Source organism: Sphingobacteriales bacterium (assembly GCA_016700115.1).
Taxonomy (GTDB): Bacteria; Bacteroidota; Bacteroidia; order Chitinophagales; family UBA2359; genus UBA2359.
In genome coordinates this window covers 4,461,320-4,480,582 of sequence record CP064999.1, presented here as the reverse complement: position 1 = coordinate 4,480,582, position 19,263 = coordinate 4,461,320, and the positions used below count along the sequence as shown (strand labels likewise).

Below are 19,263 nucleotides of genomic sequence, written 5' to 3'. Positions count from 1 at the left end.
TTTTATAGTAAAAAAATCTCTCAGATTCAATCTTTCATTGGATGCAAATTATAAGTAACTGTCGTGTTCTTTAACCAATTTAGACATGAAATAAATAAAATGCCTGTTAAAAAATACCGAATAAGTTATCAGGATAAATACTCATTCAGTGGATAGTCAAATTCAAAGTTTTCATTGTTTTTAATAAAGTCTATGCTGCAGATTGTTATCTTTGCGGCATACAACAAAGATTTGTCCGGTTCTTTAAACAAACAAATGAAAAATATTGCCGAGCTTCAACAAATAGCAACACAGGTTCGCCGTGATATAGTACGGATGACTAATGCTGCCGAATCAGGTCATCCGGGAGGTTCTTTGGGTTGCACCGATTTTCTGACCGCTTTGTATTTTAACGTTATGGAATTCCGTCCACAACCGTTTAGTATGAATGGTCATCATGAAGATTTGTTCTTTTTGTCTAATGGACATATTTCCCCGGTTTTTTATAGTGTGTTATCCCGATCCGGATATTTTCCCGTTAAAGAGTTAGCCACTTTTCGCAAAATAAATTCTCGTTTGCAGGGACATCCTGCCACAAAAGAAGGGTTGCCGGGAGTTCGAATTGCTTCAGGTTCTTTAGGTCAGGGGCTTTCTGTCGGAATTGGTGCGGCTTTGGCAAAAAAGCTAAATGAAGATAATCATTTGGTTTATACTTTGCATGGAGACGGAGAATTGCAGGAAGGACAGATTTGGGAAGCGGCAATGTTTGCGGCACATCACCATGTGGACAACCTGATTGCAACTGTTGACTGGAATGGTCAACAAATTGATGGTCCCAATGATGAAGTTATGTCATTGGGTGATCTACCGGGTAAATGGCGCTCTTTTGGGTGGGAAGTGCTTCATTTGGATGGTCACAATCTGACTGAAATTCTTACTACTTTAGCCAAAGCAAAAAACATGTCCGGACAAGGAAAACCTGTAGTAATCCTGATGAAAACTATCATGGGTAAAGGAGTAGATTTTATGGAAGGAACTCATAAATGGCATGGTGTTGCCCCAAATAACGAACAATTAGCAGTTGCTTTAGCACAACTTCCAGAAACCTTAGGGGATTATTGATACTAATATTTCAGGTCTCTTTATTATCTCCTAAAAGTATTCAAACAAACAATTTTTTAATTACCCTATTTGACACCGCAATAAAATTCTTACAACTAATATGTCTTTAAAGCATTATCCCATTTTAGCCAACAATGATACCCGAAGCGGTTTTGGCGATGGTTTGTTTGAATTGGGTCAATCTAATTCAGAGGTAGTAGCCCTATGTGCAGATTTGACTGATTCACTCAAGATGGGCAAGTTCAAATCTGCCTTTCCCAATCGTTTTTTTAATACCGGAGTAGCTGAAGCCAATATGATGGGCATTGCAGCAGGGTTAACTATTGGCGGTAAAATACCCTATACCGGCACATTTGCCAATTTTTCGACCGGCAGGGTTTATGATCAGATCCGACAATCTATAGCTTATTCAGGCAAACCGGTTAAAATATGTGCTTCACATGCCGGTATTACCCTTGGAGAAGACGGTGCAACACATCAAATTTTAGAAGATATTGGATTGATGAAAATGTTACCGGGTATGATGGTAGTGGTTCCTTGCGATTATATGCAAACCAAGTTGGCGACCAAAGCCATTGCATCGGTTAATGGTCCTGTTTACCTCCGTTTTGGTCGTCCAAAGGTACCTGTATTTACCCTCGAAAATCAGGAGTTTGAATTGGGTAAAGCTCAATTGCTTCAAGCAGGCAACGATGTCAGTATTTTTGCCTGCGGACATTTAGTCTGGCAGGCTTTGGAAGCCGCTAAAGTTTTGTTTGAGCAAGGAATTCAGGCGGAAGTAATCAATATCCACACGATTAAGCCGTTGGATGAGGAAACTATTCTGCAATCTGTTATGAAAACAAAATGTGTGGTATCAGCCGAAGAACATCAGCTAAACGGTGGTCTCGGCGATAGTATAGCCCAATTATTGGCTACTAAAATGCCTGCCCCTATGGAAATGGTTGCCGTTAAAGACAAGTTTGGTGAAAGTGGCAAACCCGAAGAGCTTTTAGTAAAATATGGACTCGATTCTGACCATATCGTCAGTGCAGTTCATAAAGTCAGAAGCAGACGTTATTTATAGTTTATATTGAAAAATTGTGGTAGATTCAATCTCAGAATTCTCTTTTTGCAATTCAGCAACTTTGATTCTTGAATATTGAATATTTTTTCTTGGAGTGAAGGATAATTTTTCGCTTACTTTTTCATTTTACTAATAGCTTTATTTTCCAACAATCTTTTATTTCTTACTATTACCGAATTATTTGATTGGGTTTAAAAGCTTACATTCTGGGAAACAGTCCAACTAATTATATTTAAAGATTCTCTTGAAACTAAACTTATGGTCAATAAAAAGTTAAAAGAAAAAGACAGGATTGTCTATTCTACGAACCCTGACTTTTTCAATAATGTTGAGGAAGAAAATATTGCCGAATCTTTGCCACCTGACAAACAGCAATTGCGTGTTAACATGGAAAGAAAAGGAAGGGGAGGGAAAACCGTTACGTTGGTACACGGATTTGTAGGAACAGAATCTGATTTGGAAACATTGGCCAAACAATTGAAAACAAAATGTGGAGTTGGAGGCAGTGTGAAAGACGGACAAATTGTATTACAGGGAGACTTCAAACAAAAGGTTTCGGATACTTTAAAAGTGATGGGTTATATCAAAACCAAAATGGGGTAAATATTTTGGTTTCCAATTGCCGCAATAGCGTGTTTTATTAAAAACATAGACTGAATGAAATACTTACTTCTCATATTGCGAATAGGAATAGGAGGAATATTGACAATATTCGGTCTTTTTCGAGGTATGGATGCTGTTGGTTTTTCCTATAAAATCAACGAATACATCAAATTGTTTATAGCGGACGACTTTGAAGTCCTTTCTTTACCAATAGCATTGATATTTTGTGCTGCCATATTTGCTTCAGGAGTCGCCCTGCTTTCCGGCATAAAACCAAGAATAGCAACATGGATGGCTATGGCAATGACATTTCCAGCCATGATAGTTTCCTTTATTTCGTGGCAAAATAATGTAATCCATAATTGTGTTTGTTTTGGCGATATTTTTTCATTCGACAATGCACTGTACAATTTTACCGCAAGGCTTTTAGTATTAACCGGTTTGATTTTGTTAGCCGTTGTATTCAGGGCAGACAAATATGCCTCATATATCTATCTTCGTTATTCTTCTATCATGATGTGGGCAATTCTGTTCAATATCCTGCTCGGAATATATGGATCTTTAAATTTTCCGCTCATTGATTTTCGCCCTTACTCCGAAGGTGTTAATATCTTGGAAAGTATGGCTATGCCTGAAAATGCTCCCGGTTTTGAATACGAAACAATTTTGTATTATCGCAACAAAAAAACTGAAGCAGTAAAACCGTTTACAGAACAGAATTTCCCCTGGCAGGACAAAGACAACTGGGCTTTCCATCATCGCGAAACGAAATTAGTTAAAGAAGGTTATGTTCCTCCGATTACAGATTTTTCCATAAAAACGGAAGATGATACAGATATTACACTGGAAGTGCTGCAAGACCATAACTACAACTTTCTCATAATAGCCGAAGATGTCAGCAGGTCTAACTTGAATGTACAAACCCGACTAAATCAACTTTACGAATATTGTAAAACAAACGGATATGGATTCAGGTGTTTAACAGCTTCCACACCCAAACAGATAGCGCGATTTAAAATAATCAGCGGTGCGGAATATGAGTTTTGTACAACTGATGCTACTGTTCTCAAAACTATGTTAACGTCAAACCCCGGTTTAATTTTACTAAAAGATGCCGTCATAGTTAAAAAATGGCATTTTAATAATATCCCTACGGTAACCAAACTTAAGAAGCGTTACAATCTTGTTAACAATCAGGAAAGTTAAAGCATATTCAAAAAAACATCTGCTTAAAGGCAGATGTTTAGTAAGAATAAGTAAGATTTTATAATGAATGGTTAAAGCATTTCTGCCTCCACACTTTCAACTGCCGGAATCATTCGTTTGAGCAATCCTTCAATACCGGCTTTTAAAGTAATGGTCGAAGAAGGGCAGCCACTACATGAACCCTGCATTCCTAAAGTTAAAACTCCATTTTCGAAGGAGCGAAAAACGATAGCTCCTCCATCCATCTCAACAGCAGGTTGTACGTATTTAACCAACAATTCTTTAATTTTTACAACCACTTCTGAGTCATCAGCATAAATTTCGTTTGGATTAGCATCAGGATTTTGAGTAAAATGAGCTTGTAGCGCAGCCGTGTTAATCACTTCTCTGTCATCAGAAACATAAGTCCTTATAAAATCCCGAAGAAGAGGAGCTATCTCGAACCAGTCTTTATCTTCAGAGTTTTTGGTAATTGTTACAAAATTGTTCATAATAAAGACTCCGCCGACAAAATCAAAGGCATCAAACAACTCATGTGCCAATGGTGAAACTCCTTCAGCAGTTTCACGAGTGGGAAAATCAGCGCTGTTTTGAGGTAGCAGCATTTTGTTTAATACAAATTTCATGCTGGATGGATTTGGAGTGGCTTCTGTATATATACTCACTATTTTTGTGGGTGTATCCATTTGATTTGTTATTTTAAAATGTGATAGGTGTGTAAAGTTTGGTCAAAGTTAAGATTGAATCTAAATAACCAAACAGAACAAACATCATTTTTGTTTTTTAAAACCCCAATGTATTAGGGAAGGATATACTTTACTTTGTTCAAACGTTGAATTTGTGGTGAAAAGGAGTAAGTCAGAAACTGGGGAATGATTTTTCAAAAACAACTTGTTTGAATTTTTTATCTGAATTTTAATAAATTCTATTTAAAAAGTGTTTGCCTTTTGTTTCATAGGCAATAATGAAAATCAGAGTAGGTTTACAATTAGAAACCTCGAAGTAGGTTTGGATATTTATTGATTTAAAATCCATATCTTAGCAGCCGAAAATAAAAAATCAAATCCCTAATTTTTTGCTATGGAGTTTACATACTACGGTCATTCATGTTTTAGTGTTAATGTTCGCAATAAACATTTGTTATTCGATCCGTTCATCACCGGCAATGAACTGGCCAAACACATTGATATCAATACAATCAAAGCCGATTATATTTTAATTTCACATGGACATGGAGATCATATTGCCGATGCACCGGCTATTGCACGGAATACACAGGCTACTATCATATCGAACTATGAGATAGTGAGTTGGTTTGGAGATAAGCATGGCTATCCCAAAGGGCATCCTATGAATACAGGAGGTGAATGGAAATTTGATTTTGGTGTGGTTAAATTTGTAAATGCCATTCATTCAAGCGTTCTGCCCGATGGAACTTATGGCGGAGGCCCCGGAGGTTATGTAATTAATCACGAAGAAGGTTATTTTTACTTTGCAGGGGATACTGCATTGACTTATGATTTGAAACTAATTCCTTTATATGCTAATCTGAATTTTGCAGTACTTCCCATCGGCAACAACTTTACTATGGGTGTTAATGATGCCATAATTGCCGCCGAATTTTTAGAATGTGAAACCATTATAGGGGTACATTACGACACTTTTGGCTATATAAAGATCAACCACGAAGATGCTATCCGTAAATTTGCTGAAAGAGGATTAAAGTTGTTATTACCCAAAATAGGTGAAACCATAACAGTCTGAGCTGGGCTGGAAGGTTATGGCATCTAACCACCGGCATACATAAACGAACAGGTCGGGCAAGACAAAATTTTACAACAGATAAAAGAAAGAAAGCAAACAAAATGGGAAAAGTTTTGGCAATTGCTAACCAAAAAGGAGGAGTTGGTAAAACAACAACCTCAATCAGTTTGGCTGCAAGTTTGGCAATTTTAGATTACAAAGTATTGCTGATAGATGCAGATCCACAGGCAAATGCCACCTCTGGTTTGGGGATAGATCATAACAAAGTTAAAATCAGCCTGTATCAGGGATTTGTTGGTAAGTCAGATATTATAGATGGCATTATGAAGGTTGATGTTCCCAATTTATACATCCTCCCATCTCACAGAGATTTAGTAGGTGCAGAGATTGAACTCGTCAATCAATTTGAAAGGGAGATTTTGATGCGAGATCTTCTTGAACCAATCAGAAACCAATACGATATCATTATTATAGATTGTTCTCCTTCTTTAGGTTTAGTAACCGTCAATGCTTTAACTGCGGCAGACGGGGTTATTATTCCGGTTCAGTGTGAATACTTTGCTTTAGAAGGTCTGGGCAAACTGCTCAATACGATAAAGATAATCAAAAAACGTTTGAACAAAGAGTTGCTGTTAGAAGGCATTTTATTGACGATGTACGACTCGAGGCTAAGAATGTCTAATCAAATCATTTCAGAAGCCAGAAAGCACTTTCCCGGATTAGTGTTTGATACCATTATTCATCGAAGTGCCAGATTAAGTGAAGCACCGAGTGTCGGACAATCTGTTATTATGTATGACATTGACAGCAGGGGTTCGGTAAACTATCTTAACTTTGCAAAGGAATTGATAGAAAAACAAAAAATTGCACCTATCAAACATGAAAGAAAATAAAGCTGCTAACCTTTAAATCTCAATAACTTGACAAAACCAAAAAATAAGAAAGAAGAAATGGGGGCAGGCATACAAGCTTTGCTTGGAAGCATTTCAGATGAATTAAACGATAAACAGCTGGTCAATACGGTAGCTGATATACCGGTTGAACAGATTGAAGAAAATCCCTTCCAGCCCCGATTGGAATTTGATGAGGAAAAGTTGGCTGAACTTGCTGAATCTATCACCACACATGGAGTTGTGCAACCCATCACAGTTCGATATATTGGCAAAGACAAGTTTCAACTCATATCAGGTGAACGACGACTACGGGCCTCAAAAATTGCAGGATTGACCCATATACCTGCTTATATTCGAACAGCGAATGATCAGACTCTGCTCGAAATGGCATTGGTTGAAAACATACAACGCGAAGACCTGAACCCCTTAGAGGTGGCAATTACTTATCAGCGTTTGATTGACGAATGTAATCTTGTACATGAGATTTTGGCCAAAAGGGTAGGTAAAGACCGGTCATCAGTTACTAACTATTTGCGTTTGCTGAAACTGCCACCCGAAATTCAACAAGGATTAAAAACCCGGCAAATTAGCATGGGGCATGCAAGAGCGCTTGTTAATGCCGGAACAATTGAACGACAGTTAAGTATTTATCAGGCTATTTTAGAAAAAGGTTTATCGGTCAGACAAGTCGAAAATTTAGTCAGTGGCTTGACCGGAAAATCTAATAAAGAAACCAAACCTGCTTCACATCTTCCCTTACACATCAGAAAAGTGCAAGAAGATTTGGAATCTCATTTCGGAGCAAAAATTAGTATTAAGAGAAATAGTAAAGGTAACGGGCAATTAGTTATCCCTTTTAGCTCAGACAAAGACTTAAACAGGATTTTGGAACTCATTAACAGATGACAGCCCGTTTGCTTCTGAAATTCATTCGTCGAATGATTAACTCACTTCGCGGCTCATTTTCTTTTCTGCCAATTCTTAAAGTGTGGATTGCTTTTGCTTTAGGCCAAATGCTATTTGCTCAGGATACAATATTGGTAAATAATAAGCAAGGATTAACTTCAATTGATTCAACTATGGTTAATGAGGATATTCCTGATTCAGTTTTTCACTATAACCCTAATAAAGCACTATTATTTTCTCTTGTACCCGGAGGTGGTCAGTATTACAACAAGCAATATTGGAAAACTCCCTTTTTTGCAAGTGGGGTAGCTGCTTTGACCACCGCAACAATAACTACAAGAATAAACTATAACAAACAACTGAATAAATACAACCAAGTATTGGAAAACTATGCCAATGGAATAAAAGACAATACAGACTTGTTGCCAATACAGGAAAAAAAACAGAAAGCATTAAAGCAATATAATATAGCTTTTAATGCACTGTTGATATTTTACAGTGCCAATCTCTTGGACGCATACATGAATTCGCATATTAAGAATGATAAAATTGTCAGATCACCTATAAAAGCTGCATATCGGACAATGCTCATACCGGGATGGGGACAAGCTTACAACAAAAAATACTGGAAGATTCCAATCGTTTATGCCGGTTTTGCAGCCGCAGGAGTTGGATTTTATTTAAACAGAAAAGAGTACTTGAACTACAAAAATGAGTACCTTGTGCGAACAAGGCCCGGATTTTATGCTCCAAACAACCCGGACCCCCAACTTGCCTTTATCACAGATAACAATATTCTGATTGGACGAAAAAATGTTTACCGTCGTTATGTGGAAATCTCAATTATAGGTGGAACATTATGGTATGCCATTACCATACTCGATGCCTTGATAGATGCACATTTGGTTGACTTTGATGTCAGTGAAGATCTCAGTTTCAAAGTTTCTCCATATCTGATACCTCAAAATTCTCCGTATTTTGCAGGTTCATTTAACTCTGCTACAGGAGGCTTAACCTTTCAAATAGGATTTTAAATCATTTAACCTCATGAAACCCAATCATCAAATAAAGAATCGCAATTCCTTATTTTTAATCTGTATAATTTTACTGTCTTTGTGGTGGACCGGATGTTCATTTGCTGAAGATTGGACAGTATTGAACGATTATTATCAAGGCGCTGAGCGATACAACAGTTTTGAAGAAAATCCTTTTATTTACACAGCAATTGAGCCGGTATCAACTTTTTCGACTGATGCCGATGGCGCAGCTTATGCTAACATGCGTCGTATGGTTAATGCAGATAAAAAACCTTTGAAAGATGCAATACGCACTGAAGAGTTTGTGAACTATTTTCAATATGATTATCCGGAACCCGAAGGAACAGAAAATATTGGCATTAATGGTGAGGTTAGCAGTTGCCCATGGAACGTTGAAAACAGGCTCATCAGAATTGGAATTAAGGGGAAAACCATTCCTCTTCAGGAATTACCGCCCTCAAACTTTGTCTTATTAATTGATGTTTCAGGTTCAATGGCTCCCGAAAATAAACTTCCATTATTAAAATCAGGATTGATATATCTGGTAAACACACTCAGAGAAGAAGATAAAATCGCCATCGTTACTTATTCCGGAAAATGGGAAACCGTTTTGTCCTCAACATCAGGAAATCAGAAAACAGTAATAAATAACGCCATCCAATCTTTAGAGACCGGAGGAGGTACAGCAGGTTCTGCCGGCATTAATGCTGCTTATCAGATTGCAGAAGAAAATTTTGTTTCCGGAGGGAATAACCGGATTATTATTGCCACTGATGGAGATTTCAATATTGGTATCACTGATAAAGACCAATTGATTGACCTCATCAAACTAAAACGGCAAAGTGGAATTTACCTGACTGTTATTGGATTAGGAAGTGGCAATCTCAATGAGGCTTTGATGGAAAGTGTGGCAAATAACGGAAATGGCATTTACGAATACATGGATAATCTCGAGCAGGCAAGAAAAATTTTTGAGTACGAATTTAACAAGTTTTATTCCATCGCAGATGATGTGAAAATTCAGGTTGAGTTTGATCAGAATTTGGTCAGTGCTTATAGATTAATAGGCTACGAAAACCGGTTACTTCAAAATAATGAGTTCGAATCAGATACCACGGATGCAGGAGATATCAGTGTGGGTCAAACCATTACAGCTTTATATGAAATAATTCCCGCAATATGTGCAGAATGTAGCGGAATTCCATCTTTTACCATAGATTTTCGTTACAAAATGCCCGGAGAATCTGTAAGCCGGGAAATCACAATGCCAATTACAGATTACCAAACCGGTTTTGCAGAATCTACAGAGAACAACAGATTTGCTGCATCAGTTGTGGCTTATGCTATGTTGCTTCGCCAATCTCCTTATAAAGGCAATGTTACTTTCTCAAATGTTATTGATTGGGCCCAAAATGCACGTAACTACGACCCGCATTTATTCAGAGAGGAGTTTATAGAACTGGTCGAAACTGTAAATGCTATGGATTGAAGTCAATAGAAGTTATGATAACATAAATAACACATTGTTATGGTTATCACGGATTAGTTCAGTTAAAGTGTACGCTAAATTTTATCGAAGAATCAAAAATTATCCCGCTTGTTTTTTTTCTCTATTTTTGGCCAAAATTTACCGGAGGAAGCATGGCAAAATATGATGTTGTTATAGTTGGAGGAGGAATTGCAGGGCTGACTGCAGCAATAGAACTGCAAAATGAAGGACTTAACGTAAAATTATTGGAAGCAACAGACAGGGTAGGAGGCAGGGTTAAAACAGATATTGTTGATGGTTTTTTGTTAGATCATGGTTTTCAGGTCTTACTGACTGCATATCCCGAAGTATTCAGAATGTTGGATTATAAAGCATTAGGACTTTTTAACTTTATGTCAGGGGCATTAATATGGAAAAACAATAAACTTCATCCTTTGTTAGACCCCTTCAAACATCCGCAATCTATTATTAATAATTTATTTTCTCCTTTAACTACATTCAGAGATAAACTAAAAGTAGTTGCGCTTCGCAATAGGGTAAAACGATTATCAGTAGAACAGATTTTTGCTCAACCCGAAAAAACAACGGCGGCCTATTTAAAGGATTGGAAATTTTCACCGGAATTTTTAAAATCTTTTTTTCAACCTTTTTTCACCGGAATTTTTCTTGAAAATGGGCTGCAAACATCAAGCCGGATGTTTGAATTTGTATTTAAAATGTTTGCCTCCGGCTATGCTGCTCTTCCATCTGGCGGAATGGAATCAATACCACAACAAATGGCTGAAAGATTGCATCCTAATTCAATTCAAACCAACACTAAAGTTACTAAAGTAACTCACCATAAAGTTACAACTGAGAAAGGCGAAACTTTTGATTGCAGGGCAGTTTTGATTGCAACAAATCCTGCTGCAGCAAAAGTTTTACTTGGCGATACAGTTCAAATTAACGATAAAGGACATCGTTCGACTTGTTTATATTTCTCAACAGACAAACCTCCAATACATCGCCCAATTCTTGTTTTGAATGGTGAAGACGAAGGGTTAGTTAATAATATTTGTGTGCCAAGCCTTATTAACCCAAATTACGCACCTGCAGGGAGGCATTTAATTTCTGTTACAATAGTTAAACCTACAGATTTGGACAATACCCAACTTCTTACTACGGTAAAAGGAGAATTGCGCAAATTGTTTAAGAAAGAAGTGCGTTTTTGGGACCATTTAAAAACTTATCATATCCAATACGCACTACCTGATAAACCGCATATAGAAACACCGGACAAAAATAATATTAAACCGGTAAAGCCCGGCATTTACCTGTGCGGAGACTATCTTTTCAACGGTTCAATTAATGGAGCAATGGAATCAGGACGTTTTACTGCAAATGCTCTTGCCTGGGATTTAGCGTTAAATGTTGCAGTTCCCAAAAACTAATTCCACTGAATTTCAATAGCTACCTAATACTTATTCAATGCAAAAGAATTTCAATCCCTGGCATCATGTTTCTCCGGGTAAAAATATACCTGAAATTGTAAATGGCATAATTGAAATTCCAAAAGGTTCACGAGCAAAATACGAGTTAGACAAAGAAAGTGGATTGTTAAAATTAGACAGAGTTTTATATTCTTCTGTATATTATCCGGCAAATTATGGTTTTATACCGCAAAGCTTTTGTGATGACAATGATCCCTTAGATATATTAGTCTTGTCTCAGATAGACTTTGTTCCTTTATGCCTCGTTTCTGCAAAAGTTATTGGGGTAATGAGAATGTTGGACAACAACGAAGCAGATGACAAAATCATTGCCGTTTGTGCCAATGATCCAAGCGTCAGCCATATTAATGACATTTCAGAACTGCCTCAACACTTTATTTCCGAACTTCGCAATTTCTTTGAAGATTATAAAAAACTCGAAAGGAAATCTGTGGTTGTTGAAGATTTCTTAGGAAAAACGATGGCGATGCAAATAGTTCAGGAAAGTTTTGAACTATACAAACAAAATTTCACATCCTAAACCGATCTAACAAAATCTGTCAATATTTGCGCTTCCAGATTGTATCATAAATTATGGCATCCCGCAAATTAAAAACAAAAGGTTTTTTTACATTAAACAATGTCATTTTTTTGGAAAGCCCCTTATAGGCCTTTTTCAAGGTTTTTTTCCTGGAAAGTTTTCTTTGTTCTATGATTTGACTTTCGTAATCAATAAAAAGACTTTCTTCTTCTTTTTTAACCGGAGTCAAATTGTTTGTAGTTTTAATAGGAAGAGGTTCTGGTTTAGGATTCACCGTCACCACTTCATGGGCAGGGACTAAATTAGCTGCAGTGATGGGGTCATAATTGTTTAAAGCCTGTTCGATAGTCAGTTCTTCAAAGCCTACTTCCTCTGCCAAAGAAGGGCGTTTTTTTCGTCCTTTGTTCCACGAATAATACAAAAATACACCAACTGCCAGCAAAAGGTAAAAGAATGCTACTAAATCAATATTCATAGTCTATGCAGTTTTTTAATTTCTGATAGGAGAAAGTCCGATTTGCTGAAAATAAATACGCATAAAATTGAAGTCATTTAAGTTTACCTGACCATCCATATTGCAATCTGCAGGATGATAATTATTCGACATTGTACCTGCATTTATAAATGCATTATAGTCTGCATAAGTAACTACACCATTTGAATTGATATCGCCGGGTGCAAGTCCGAACAATCCGGTATCTCCTAAATTTATCAATTGATTACTGCCTTGATTTACATTTGCCTGACTTACTAAGTTTGCAACACCACCATTAGGATCTATAGTAGCATTGCTGATAATTCCGACATGATTTCTATGTTTTACCACAACCTTAAAAGTTCCTGTTGCTGCAAAAGTCAACCCGGGATGACCTGATGTATTTCTAACAAAACCATCAGAAGCTAAAAGGCCTGCCTGACTTTCAATCAAATTGTCGTTTAGGGGGTTTCTCAGTTCTACAAGGACCCAGTCAACAATATCGGATGGAACAGAAGTAACTGATGCTGACGGAGCATTCCATGGTGATACACTATAAGGAGAATTTAAAGGGACTAATGAATTGAGATTTAAACGCATCAAACCATCATTTGCAGTAAAATTATATGCTCCGGTTAAGAAGGCTCGAATAGTTAAAGCTGCTTTACAGGTTGTAGCTACATTACCCGTATAATTGGTAACGTTTGACCACGTAATTGTTTTGTTAGTCAAACAACTGCCGGATGATCCTGAAAAATTGATAGTAGTTGATCCGCCTGCAAGGTTAATTTCTCCCTGACTCATTCGAAGCCAAACAATTGACATGTTTCCTATTGTCGCTGTGCTTTGAAGAGTATTTGCATTTAAAACATAAAACGAACCTTCATCAGAAGTAAGATTATAAGTAGTACAAGTAACGCCATTAACACGCAAAGGAACATAAAGGTAATGTGGAAGGCTGGGATTGACTTCACCAGTAACATAAGTGGTACAAAAAGCAACAGGCAATGCAGATACAACGGGTAAACTACTAAGGTCAAAATTGAGAAACTCAGCGCTGATTACACAATCACAATCGGCTGGGCAAGAGCAAAATTCTTCTGTACCATCACAAGCATTGTTTCCACAAAATACAGGAGGAGTGCAGTCTGGAAGGGCAACAACAAAAGGATTTCCGGCACAACCGGGATTAGAAGCATCCGTAACATTGATACTGATATTGCCGGCGGTAAGATTATTAGGAATAGAAACCTGAATTGGAGAGACATTTCCTGAAGCAAGAATGTTATTATTGGCGGTGTTAATGACATTATATACGCCACTTCCATTTGCAACATTAAAGGACACGTTAAATTCGGCACTTGTACCGTTGCATGTAGCAGTTGTAGCATTTACAGAACTAATTGAACAAACTGGTGTGCAGTCAGGTAATGTAACAGTAACCGGACTTCCTGAACAAGTAGGAATGGAAACATCAACAATGTTAACATTAATATTACCTCCGACACTATTTGGTATCGTTACGGATATAGGGGAACTGCTGCCTGAAGCTAAAATACTGCTGTTGGCAGTATTGATTACATTGTAATTGCCACTTCCGCCACTTTGAATAAAGCTAACATTAAAGGTTGCTGATGTGCCGCTGCAATCAGGAGTTGTTGCAGACACATTAGTGATGTTGCAAGTTCCGGGAATAGAAACAATGATATTGTCTATTCCTAACTCATCCCTTTCGCCTGAACCTGAAACATCATTGCCAAACCAACGCAGGTAGAACATTTCACCATTTAGAATATTCAGGCTATTGAAGGTAGAGCTTCTGGGAACAGTTACAACAGTAGGTGTTACACTGGCAGTTGTAGGAGAAGTATAATCCAATGCTAAAATTTGGGTGTAGGTACTTCCATTGGTTGAATAGAAAAAGTTAAAACTGCTTGAACGGTCGCGATCGTTATAGATTAAAAGGTCATAACTTATATTTAGTGAAGTAATGCTGCTTCCACTGTTATTACACAATTGAAGATTAATGCTTCCTCCGTTTGGAGCACTGAAATCGCTGGTAGAAGGTTGAAGCCAAAGTGCTTGATTTCCTGTTGAATAAGTACAACCATAAATTCCTCCAGTTACAGGAACTCCAGGAGTAGTGGCACCACGAGCAAAATCATTTCCTGTATTAGATTGTCCGGGTTTATAAAAATCACTAAATCCACCAAAATTCCAGACTTTTGAATTGAGTTGTGTAGTTGAAGGTGAGGAAGTAAAACCTCCACCTGCAAAACCTGTAAAGTCTATCGTAAGCGGGCTGCCGGAAAAAGACTGGCAAAAAGTGTTATCACCTAAAGCCCCCCCTCTGATCCATGCACGAACTAAAGCTATATCGGAAGCACTGACTGTGCATGGATTCCCATAAGGCATATTGCTTCCACCGCAAGTTAATGGGAGTGAACAATCTATTTTGATGACATAAGGGCTACCATTTTCGTCAAATGGACGAACATCAGGGGCACATTGAACCCCCCCCGCCAATATTGCTGCATAAGTTAACTGATTAAAACCACTACTTCCTCCGGCAAAATGACATCCGCCACAACCATAGGTGGTAATAAAACTTTGTATATGTGGTGTGTAATAATAAGGCTGTGATTGTAAATTGCTAAAATTGAACAAAAAACAAACACAAATCAAAAGGGTAAAAATGTTGCATTTCATAGAGTGTTAGGTTTGGTGTTGAAGTGTATATTTGAGCAAATTTATACTTTAGTCGGGATTTTTATATAGTGAGCTTCGTTTTTAGTGCTCAATTCTGCAATTTGACGACAATAATTTTTTTAAATACAGTAAATTGTAGCAAAGAATATACTTCTAAAAAGCCCTTAAAAGTGGGGAATATTATTTATGCAATTTTGACTTTTAAACTGTCTAACTAAGTAAAAAACCAATCTACTTGTAATAGTTTGAGTTAAGGAGGACTGAAAAATGCTTTTTTCAATTTACTAACTATACAAAATCAAAATGTGTGAGAAATTCAATATTAAACGATTCATATAAAGGCATTGCAGTATAGAATTCAAACAGCTTTGTAAATTGTGGAATTTAAAACAATACAAAATGAAAATTTCATTGCTTCTTACCGGAAAAACAACTGAAAGTTATATTGAAGAAGGTGTAAATGTTTACCAAAAAAGATTGAAACATTATATTGGGTTTGAGATTATAATATTACCGGAACTCAAACAGATTAAAGTTGAGTCCTTAATCAAAGAAAAAGAGGCAGAAATCCAACTGTCTAAAATAGGAGAAGGGGATTACCTTATTTTGTTAGATAAAAGTGGAAAACAATTTAGTTCTGTTGGATTTGCTCAATATTTACAACAATTAATGAATAAAAGTATCAGGCAAGTTAAGTTTTTAGTTGGGGGCGCTTATGGATTTAGTCCGGTAATTTACCAAAGGGCAAACGATAAAGTGGCATTATCAGAAATGACTTTTTCACATCAATTGGTTAGATTAGTTTTTACAGAACAACTATATCGGGCTTTCACTATCATCAACAATGAATCTTATCATCATTGATATTGTATCTGCCTAAAAATTATTGATTTCAATGTGGGTAACAATTTTTCCTGTAAACATGAGGTTTTTTATCTGTCAATTGTTGAATACTACAAGTGTAAATAGTTGCATGTTTTTGTAATACTGATAAATCTGTAATACAATTTTCTATCATCTCATTTAAATCTAAAGGATATATGCATAGTTTTGAAACCATTATGTCAGCAATTGAAAAACAATTCAACCGAATTTCACCGACTGCAGAAATTTCTTTGTTTGGTGTTATTAAACTTTCGTTAGATGGTTTTTTAAAAGTTGACAACCCAACTACCAAGGCAGAAGCAATGGCAGTTATCGCTGCTTTTCATTTTTACAGACACCGGATGGACACGACAGCTTATAATTTTTTTGCTAATAACATGCGGAAATCTATTTATAGTTATAGCGGGTTACGTGATTGGAGGTTATCGCAACTTGCAGTACCCGAGGTATTGGATTCAACTGCATCCGCTTTGCGATCAAGTTCATTGGTTGGAGTTTGGAGCAAAATGGAGAGTTACCGATCCGGAGATTTTAGTTTTAAAAGTTTTGGAAATTTGACTTTACAAAGCAATGGTGTTTATATAAAATCAAATCGCAGCTATACTTCTGACACCTATAAATATAGTGATGGTTCATTCAAAGGTAGTTCATCTGGTTCTTTCGGAGGCGATGAAATTCTTGGTTTATGGGGAAATTCATTCGATGATTTTTATCTATGCGACCCAAATGAAAGAACATATTTTGACTATGATTGTAAGTTAAATCAAGGTGTAACGCTCATTTTAACTCAATCTAACGGTAACGAACAGATTTGGTCAAAAATCCGTTAGCTTGTCTTTCAGAAATATTGTTTCGTTATTTAGTTAAGGCAATTCAGATTTACAGTAACTTTGCATCGTTTTATTCATCAATCATGATTTGCGATGAAAACATTTACTTTTACCTTTGTAATTGCACTTTGCTTTTTATTGGCATCTTGTAATACTTCGGAAAGTCTGACCGATAAAAAAGAGCCCACTAAAAAGTCTAAAAAAACGCTTACTGAGGGTAAAAAATCTGAAATACAGGAGAATCCTCCTGTTGAAGCAATTTCTGATAGCAGTTTAACTATTCAAAGTGAGTTAGGAAACAATGCCACTAACTCCAGAAATACTGATCAAACAGCACCAATTGCCAATTCTACTACCCATACTGAAACTAATTCAGGAACAGACACTCCAAGCATTTCAACAATGGAGTTTATGGCTACTGAAGACTTAAGCATGAGAGCTACTTCATCAAGAGCAAAACAGCCAAGAAGCGGAGATAATAAAGCAAGCATGATTTTTGAAGAGGCAACTTTCGATTTTGGCACATTAAAAAGCGGAGAAAAGGTCAAACACCATTATAAATTTACAAATACAGGCAATGCTCCCCTGATTATTCATAATGCTACAAGTACTTGTGGATGCACGGTGCCTGAAATTCCATTAGAACCAATTTCTCCTGACGATACAGGTTCAATTTTAGTCTATTACGACAGTACCGGTAAAATAGGCACTCAAAATAAAACCATCACCATTCAGACAAATGGTAATCCTCCTATTTATCAGGTATATTTAAAGGGGCTAGTTGTTACTGAAAACAACGAAGACCAACCGGAAGAAGAATAACCAGAAGATGTTATTCCCCATAAATTATGACGGTATCTGAATTTCGCAAATTTGCACACCATGTTGCTGATTGGATGGCAGATTACTTCGAAACCATCGAAAAGTTTCCAGTAAAATCAAATGTAGAACCCCGCGAAATTTATAATCAAATACCAGATTCTCCTCCTGAACATCCTGAGGATTTTGAAAAAATTTTTCAGGATTTTCTTTCAATCATTTTGCCGGGCATTACGCATTGGCAACATCCTTCTTTTTTTGCTTACTTTCCTGCAAATGCCAGTTTTCCTTCTGTTTTAGCCGAAATGTTGACTGCAACCTTAGCAACACAGGGTATGTTATGGGACACATCTCCTGCTGCAGCTGAATTAGAAGAAAAGATGATGGAATGGCTGAAACAATCTATAGGACTACCTGACATTTTTCAAGGTGTTATTTATGATGGCGCTTCTACTGCTACCTTGAGTGCTATTATTTCTGCTCGTGAAAAAGTAAGCGGTTTTTTAATCAATATTTCGGGGTTCAAACCAAATCATTTGTTCAGGGTTTATGCTTCTGAAGAAGCCCATTCTTCAGTTGAAAAAGCAGTTAAAATGGCCGGTATCGGGAGAAACAATTTAGTAAAAATCCCAACAGACGAAAATTTTCTTCTGCTTCCAAATGCCTTAGAACAGGCAATTGAAGATGATTTATCGAAAGGATATATTCCACTTTGTGTAGTTGCAACTTTAGGCACAACAAGTTGTACAGCGATTGACCCTTTGGATCAAATTGCCCCAATTTGTGCAAAATATAAATTATGGATGCATATTGATGCCGCTTATGCTGGGAGCGCACTTATTTTACCTGAATACAGATGGATGATTAAGGGCATCGAACAGGCAGACAGTTTTGTTTTTAACCCTCATAAATGGTTAATGACCAATTTTGATTGCACTGCTTTTTTTATCAAAGATAAAGAAGTGTTACTTCAAGCTTTCAGTATTCTGCCCGAATATCTAAAAACTCAATGGGCAACAAAAGTAAACAATTACAGCGATTGGGGTCCTCAACTCGGTCGCAGATTTAGGGCACTAAAACTATGGTTTGTTTTAAGAAGTTATGGAGTTTCTCAACTCCGTCAGATTTTGCGTAGGCATATTTTGTTGGCAAGAATGTTAGAAGAAAAAATGCGCAAACATCCGGATGTGGAAATATTAGCACCAGTCAATCTAAATCTGATTTGTTTCAGGGCAACTTGTTCAGAATACAAAGAAGATGAAGATAAACTGAATCAATTAAATCAAAATCTTTTAACAGCACTCAATAAATCGGGAAAATTGTATTTATCTCACACCAAACTCAAAGGCAAATTTACTTTAAGGATGGTCATTGGACAAACCAATGTTCAAGAATCACATATTGAAAAGGCGTGGCAGGAAATTCAATCGAAAATTAAGGAGTTAGTTGGAAACTTAAAGATTTAAAAGT

The 19,263-nt window shown here is 36.8% G+C and carries 18 protein-coding genes; 15 read left to right on the top strand and 3 right to left on the bottom strand.

Annotation, left to right across the window (positions count from 1 at the left end):
• The first annotated feature begins 255 nt into the window (after window positions 1-255).
• The 4 genes from IPM47_16105 to IPM47_16090 all read left to right on the top strand — a co-directional run bounded on the left by IPM47_16105 (window position 256) and on the right by IPM47_16090 (window position 3,976).
• Complete coding sequence (locus IPM47_16105; protein ID QQS28368.1) at window positions 256-1,101, top strand: transketolase; 846 nt, start codon at window positions 256-258, stop codon at window positions 1,099-1,101.
• 100 nt (window positions 1,102-1,201) lie between these two features.
• On the top strand, window positions 1,202-2,167 hold the full coding sequence (locus IPM47_16100; GenBank protein QQS28367.1) for a transketolase family protein: 966 nt from the start codon (window positions 1,202-1,204) through the stop codon (window positions 2,165-2,167).
• Window positions 2,168-2,425: 258 nt separating this feature from the next.
• Window positions 2,426-2,770 (top strand): translation initiation factor, encoded by a 345-nt coding sequence (locus IPM47_16095; protein QQS28366.1) that lies wholly within the window; start codon window positions 2,426-2,428, stop codon window positions 2,768-2,770.
• A 54-nt stretch (window positions 2,771-2,824) separates the two neighbouring features.
• The gene (locus IPM47_16090) at window positions 2,825-3,976 is read left to right on the top strand and encodes a DoxX family protein (GenBank protein ID QQS28365.1); all 1,152 of its coding nucleotides are present in this window, start codon (window positions 2,825-2,827) and stop codon (window positions 3,974-3,976) included.
• A 71-nt stretch (window positions 3,977-4,047) separates the two neighbouring features.
• Here IPM47_16090 and IPM47_16085 read toward each other — a convergent pair whose 3' ends face one another.
• Entirely contained in the window at window positions 4,048-4,662 is a 615-nt protein-coding gene (locus IPM47_16085) for a NifU family protein (protein QQS28364.1), read from the bottom strand.
• A 394-nt stretch (window positions 4,663-5,056) separates the two neighbouring features.
• On the opposite strand from IPM47_16085, the gene IPM47_16080 reads away from it, so the two are divergent.
• The 7 genes from IPM47_16080 (at window position 5,057) to IPM47_16050 (ending at window position 12,075) form a co-directional block, all read left to right on the top strand.
• Window positions 5,057-5,740 (top strand): metal-dependent hydrolase, encoded by a 684-nt coding sequence (locus tag IPM47_16080; protein QQS28363.1) that lies wholly within the window; start codon window positions 5,057-5,059, stop codon window positions 5,738-5,740.
• 101 nt (window positions 5,741-5,841) lie between these two features.
• A complete protein-coding gene (locus IPM47_16075; GenBank protein ID QQS28362.1) occupies window positions 5,842-6,633 on the top strand; it encodes a ParA family protein in 792 nt (263 codons plus the stop codon).
• A gap of 57 nt (window positions 6,634-6,690) precedes the next feature.
• Window positions 6,691-7,539, top strand: coding sequence for a ParB/RepB/Spo0J family partition protein (locus IPM47_16070; GenBank protein QQS31504.1), 849 nt, complete (start codon window positions 6,691-6,693; stop codon window positions 7,537-7,539).
• 32 nt (window positions 7,540-7,571) lie between these two features.
• Window positions 7,572-8,573: a hypothetical protein gene (locus IPM47_16065; protein QQS28361.1), complete on the top strand. Its 1,002-nt coding sequence runs from the start codon at window positions 7,572-7,574 to the stop codon at window positions 8,571-8,573.
• Window positions 8,574-8,586: 13 nt separating this feature from the next.
• Entirely contained in the window at window positions 8,587-10,065 is a 1,479-nt protein-coding gene (locus IPM47_16060) for a von Willebrand factor type A domain-containing protein (protein QQS28360.1), read from the top strand.
• 152 nt (window positions 10,066-10,217) lie between these two features.
• Window positions 10,218-11,495, top strand: a complete 1,278-nt coding sequence (locus tag IPM47_16055; GenBank protein ID QQS28359.1) for an FAD-dependent oxidoreductase — start codon at window positions 10,218-10,220, stop codon at window positions 11,493-11,495.
• A 37-nt stretch (window positions 11,496-11,532) separates the two neighbouring features.
• Window positions 11,533-12,075 carry an inorganic diphosphatase gene (locus tag IPM47_16050; GenBank protein QQS28358.1) on the top strand — a complete coding sequence of 181 codons (543 nt, stop codon included), beginning with the start codon at window positions 11,533-11,535 and terminating at the stop codon, window positions 12,073-12,075.
• A gap of 19 nt (window positions 12,076-12,094) precedes the next feature.
• Here IPM47_16050 and IPM47_16045 read toward each other — a convergent pair whose 3' ends face one another.
• Together IPM47_16045 and IPM47_16040 are read right to left on the bottom strand one after the other, a co-directional pair.
• Complete coding sequence (locus IPM47_16045; protein QQS28357.1) at window positions 12,095-12,550, bottom strand: hypothetical protein; 456 nt, start codon at window positions 12,548-12,550, stop codon at window positions 12,095-12,097.
• 15 nt (window positions 12,551-12,565) lie between these two features.
• Complete coding sequence (locus tag IPM47_16040) at window positions 12,566-15,259, bottom strand: hypothetical protein (protein QQS28356.1); 2,694 nt, start codon at window positions 15,257-15,259, stop codon at window positions 12,566-12,568.
• Between the two features lie 399 nt (window positions 15,260-15,658).
• On the opposite strand from IPM47_16040, the gene IPM47_16035 reads away from it, so the two are divergent.
• The 4 genes from IPM47_16035 to IPM47_16020 all read left to right on the top strand — a co-directional run bounded on the left by IPM47_16035 (window position 15,659) and on the right by IPM47_16020 (window position 19,259).
• Entirely contained in the window at window positions 15,659-16,123 is a 465-nt protein-coding gene (locus tag IPM47_16035) for a 23S rRNA (pseudouridine(1915)-N(3))-methyltransferase RlmH (protein ID QQS28355.1), read from the top strand.
• A 176-nt stretch (window positions 16,124-16,299) separates the two neighbouring features.
• Window positions 16,300-16,974 carry a hypothetical protein gene (locus IPM47_16030; GenBank protein ID QQS28354.1) on the top strand — a complete coding sequence of 225 codons (675 nt, stop codon included), beginning with the start codon at window positions 16,300-16,302 and terminating at the stop codon, window positions 16,972-16,974.
• A gap of 93 nt (window positions 16,975-17,067) precedes the next feature.
• On the top strand, window positions 17,068-17,796 hold the full coding sequence (locus IPM47_16025; GenBank protein ID QQS28353.1) for a DUF1573 domain-containing protein: 729 nt from the start codon (window positions 17,068-17,070) through the stop codon (window positions 17,794-17,796).
• 26 nt (window positions 17,797-17,822) lie between these two features.
• Window positions 17,823-19,259, top strand: coding sequence for an aspartate aminotransferase family protein (locus IPM47_16020; GenBank protein QQS28352.1), 1,437 nt, complete (start codon window positions 17,823-17,825; stop codon window positions 19,257-19,259).
• The last annotated feature ends 4 nt before the right edge of the window (window positions 19,260-19,263 follow it).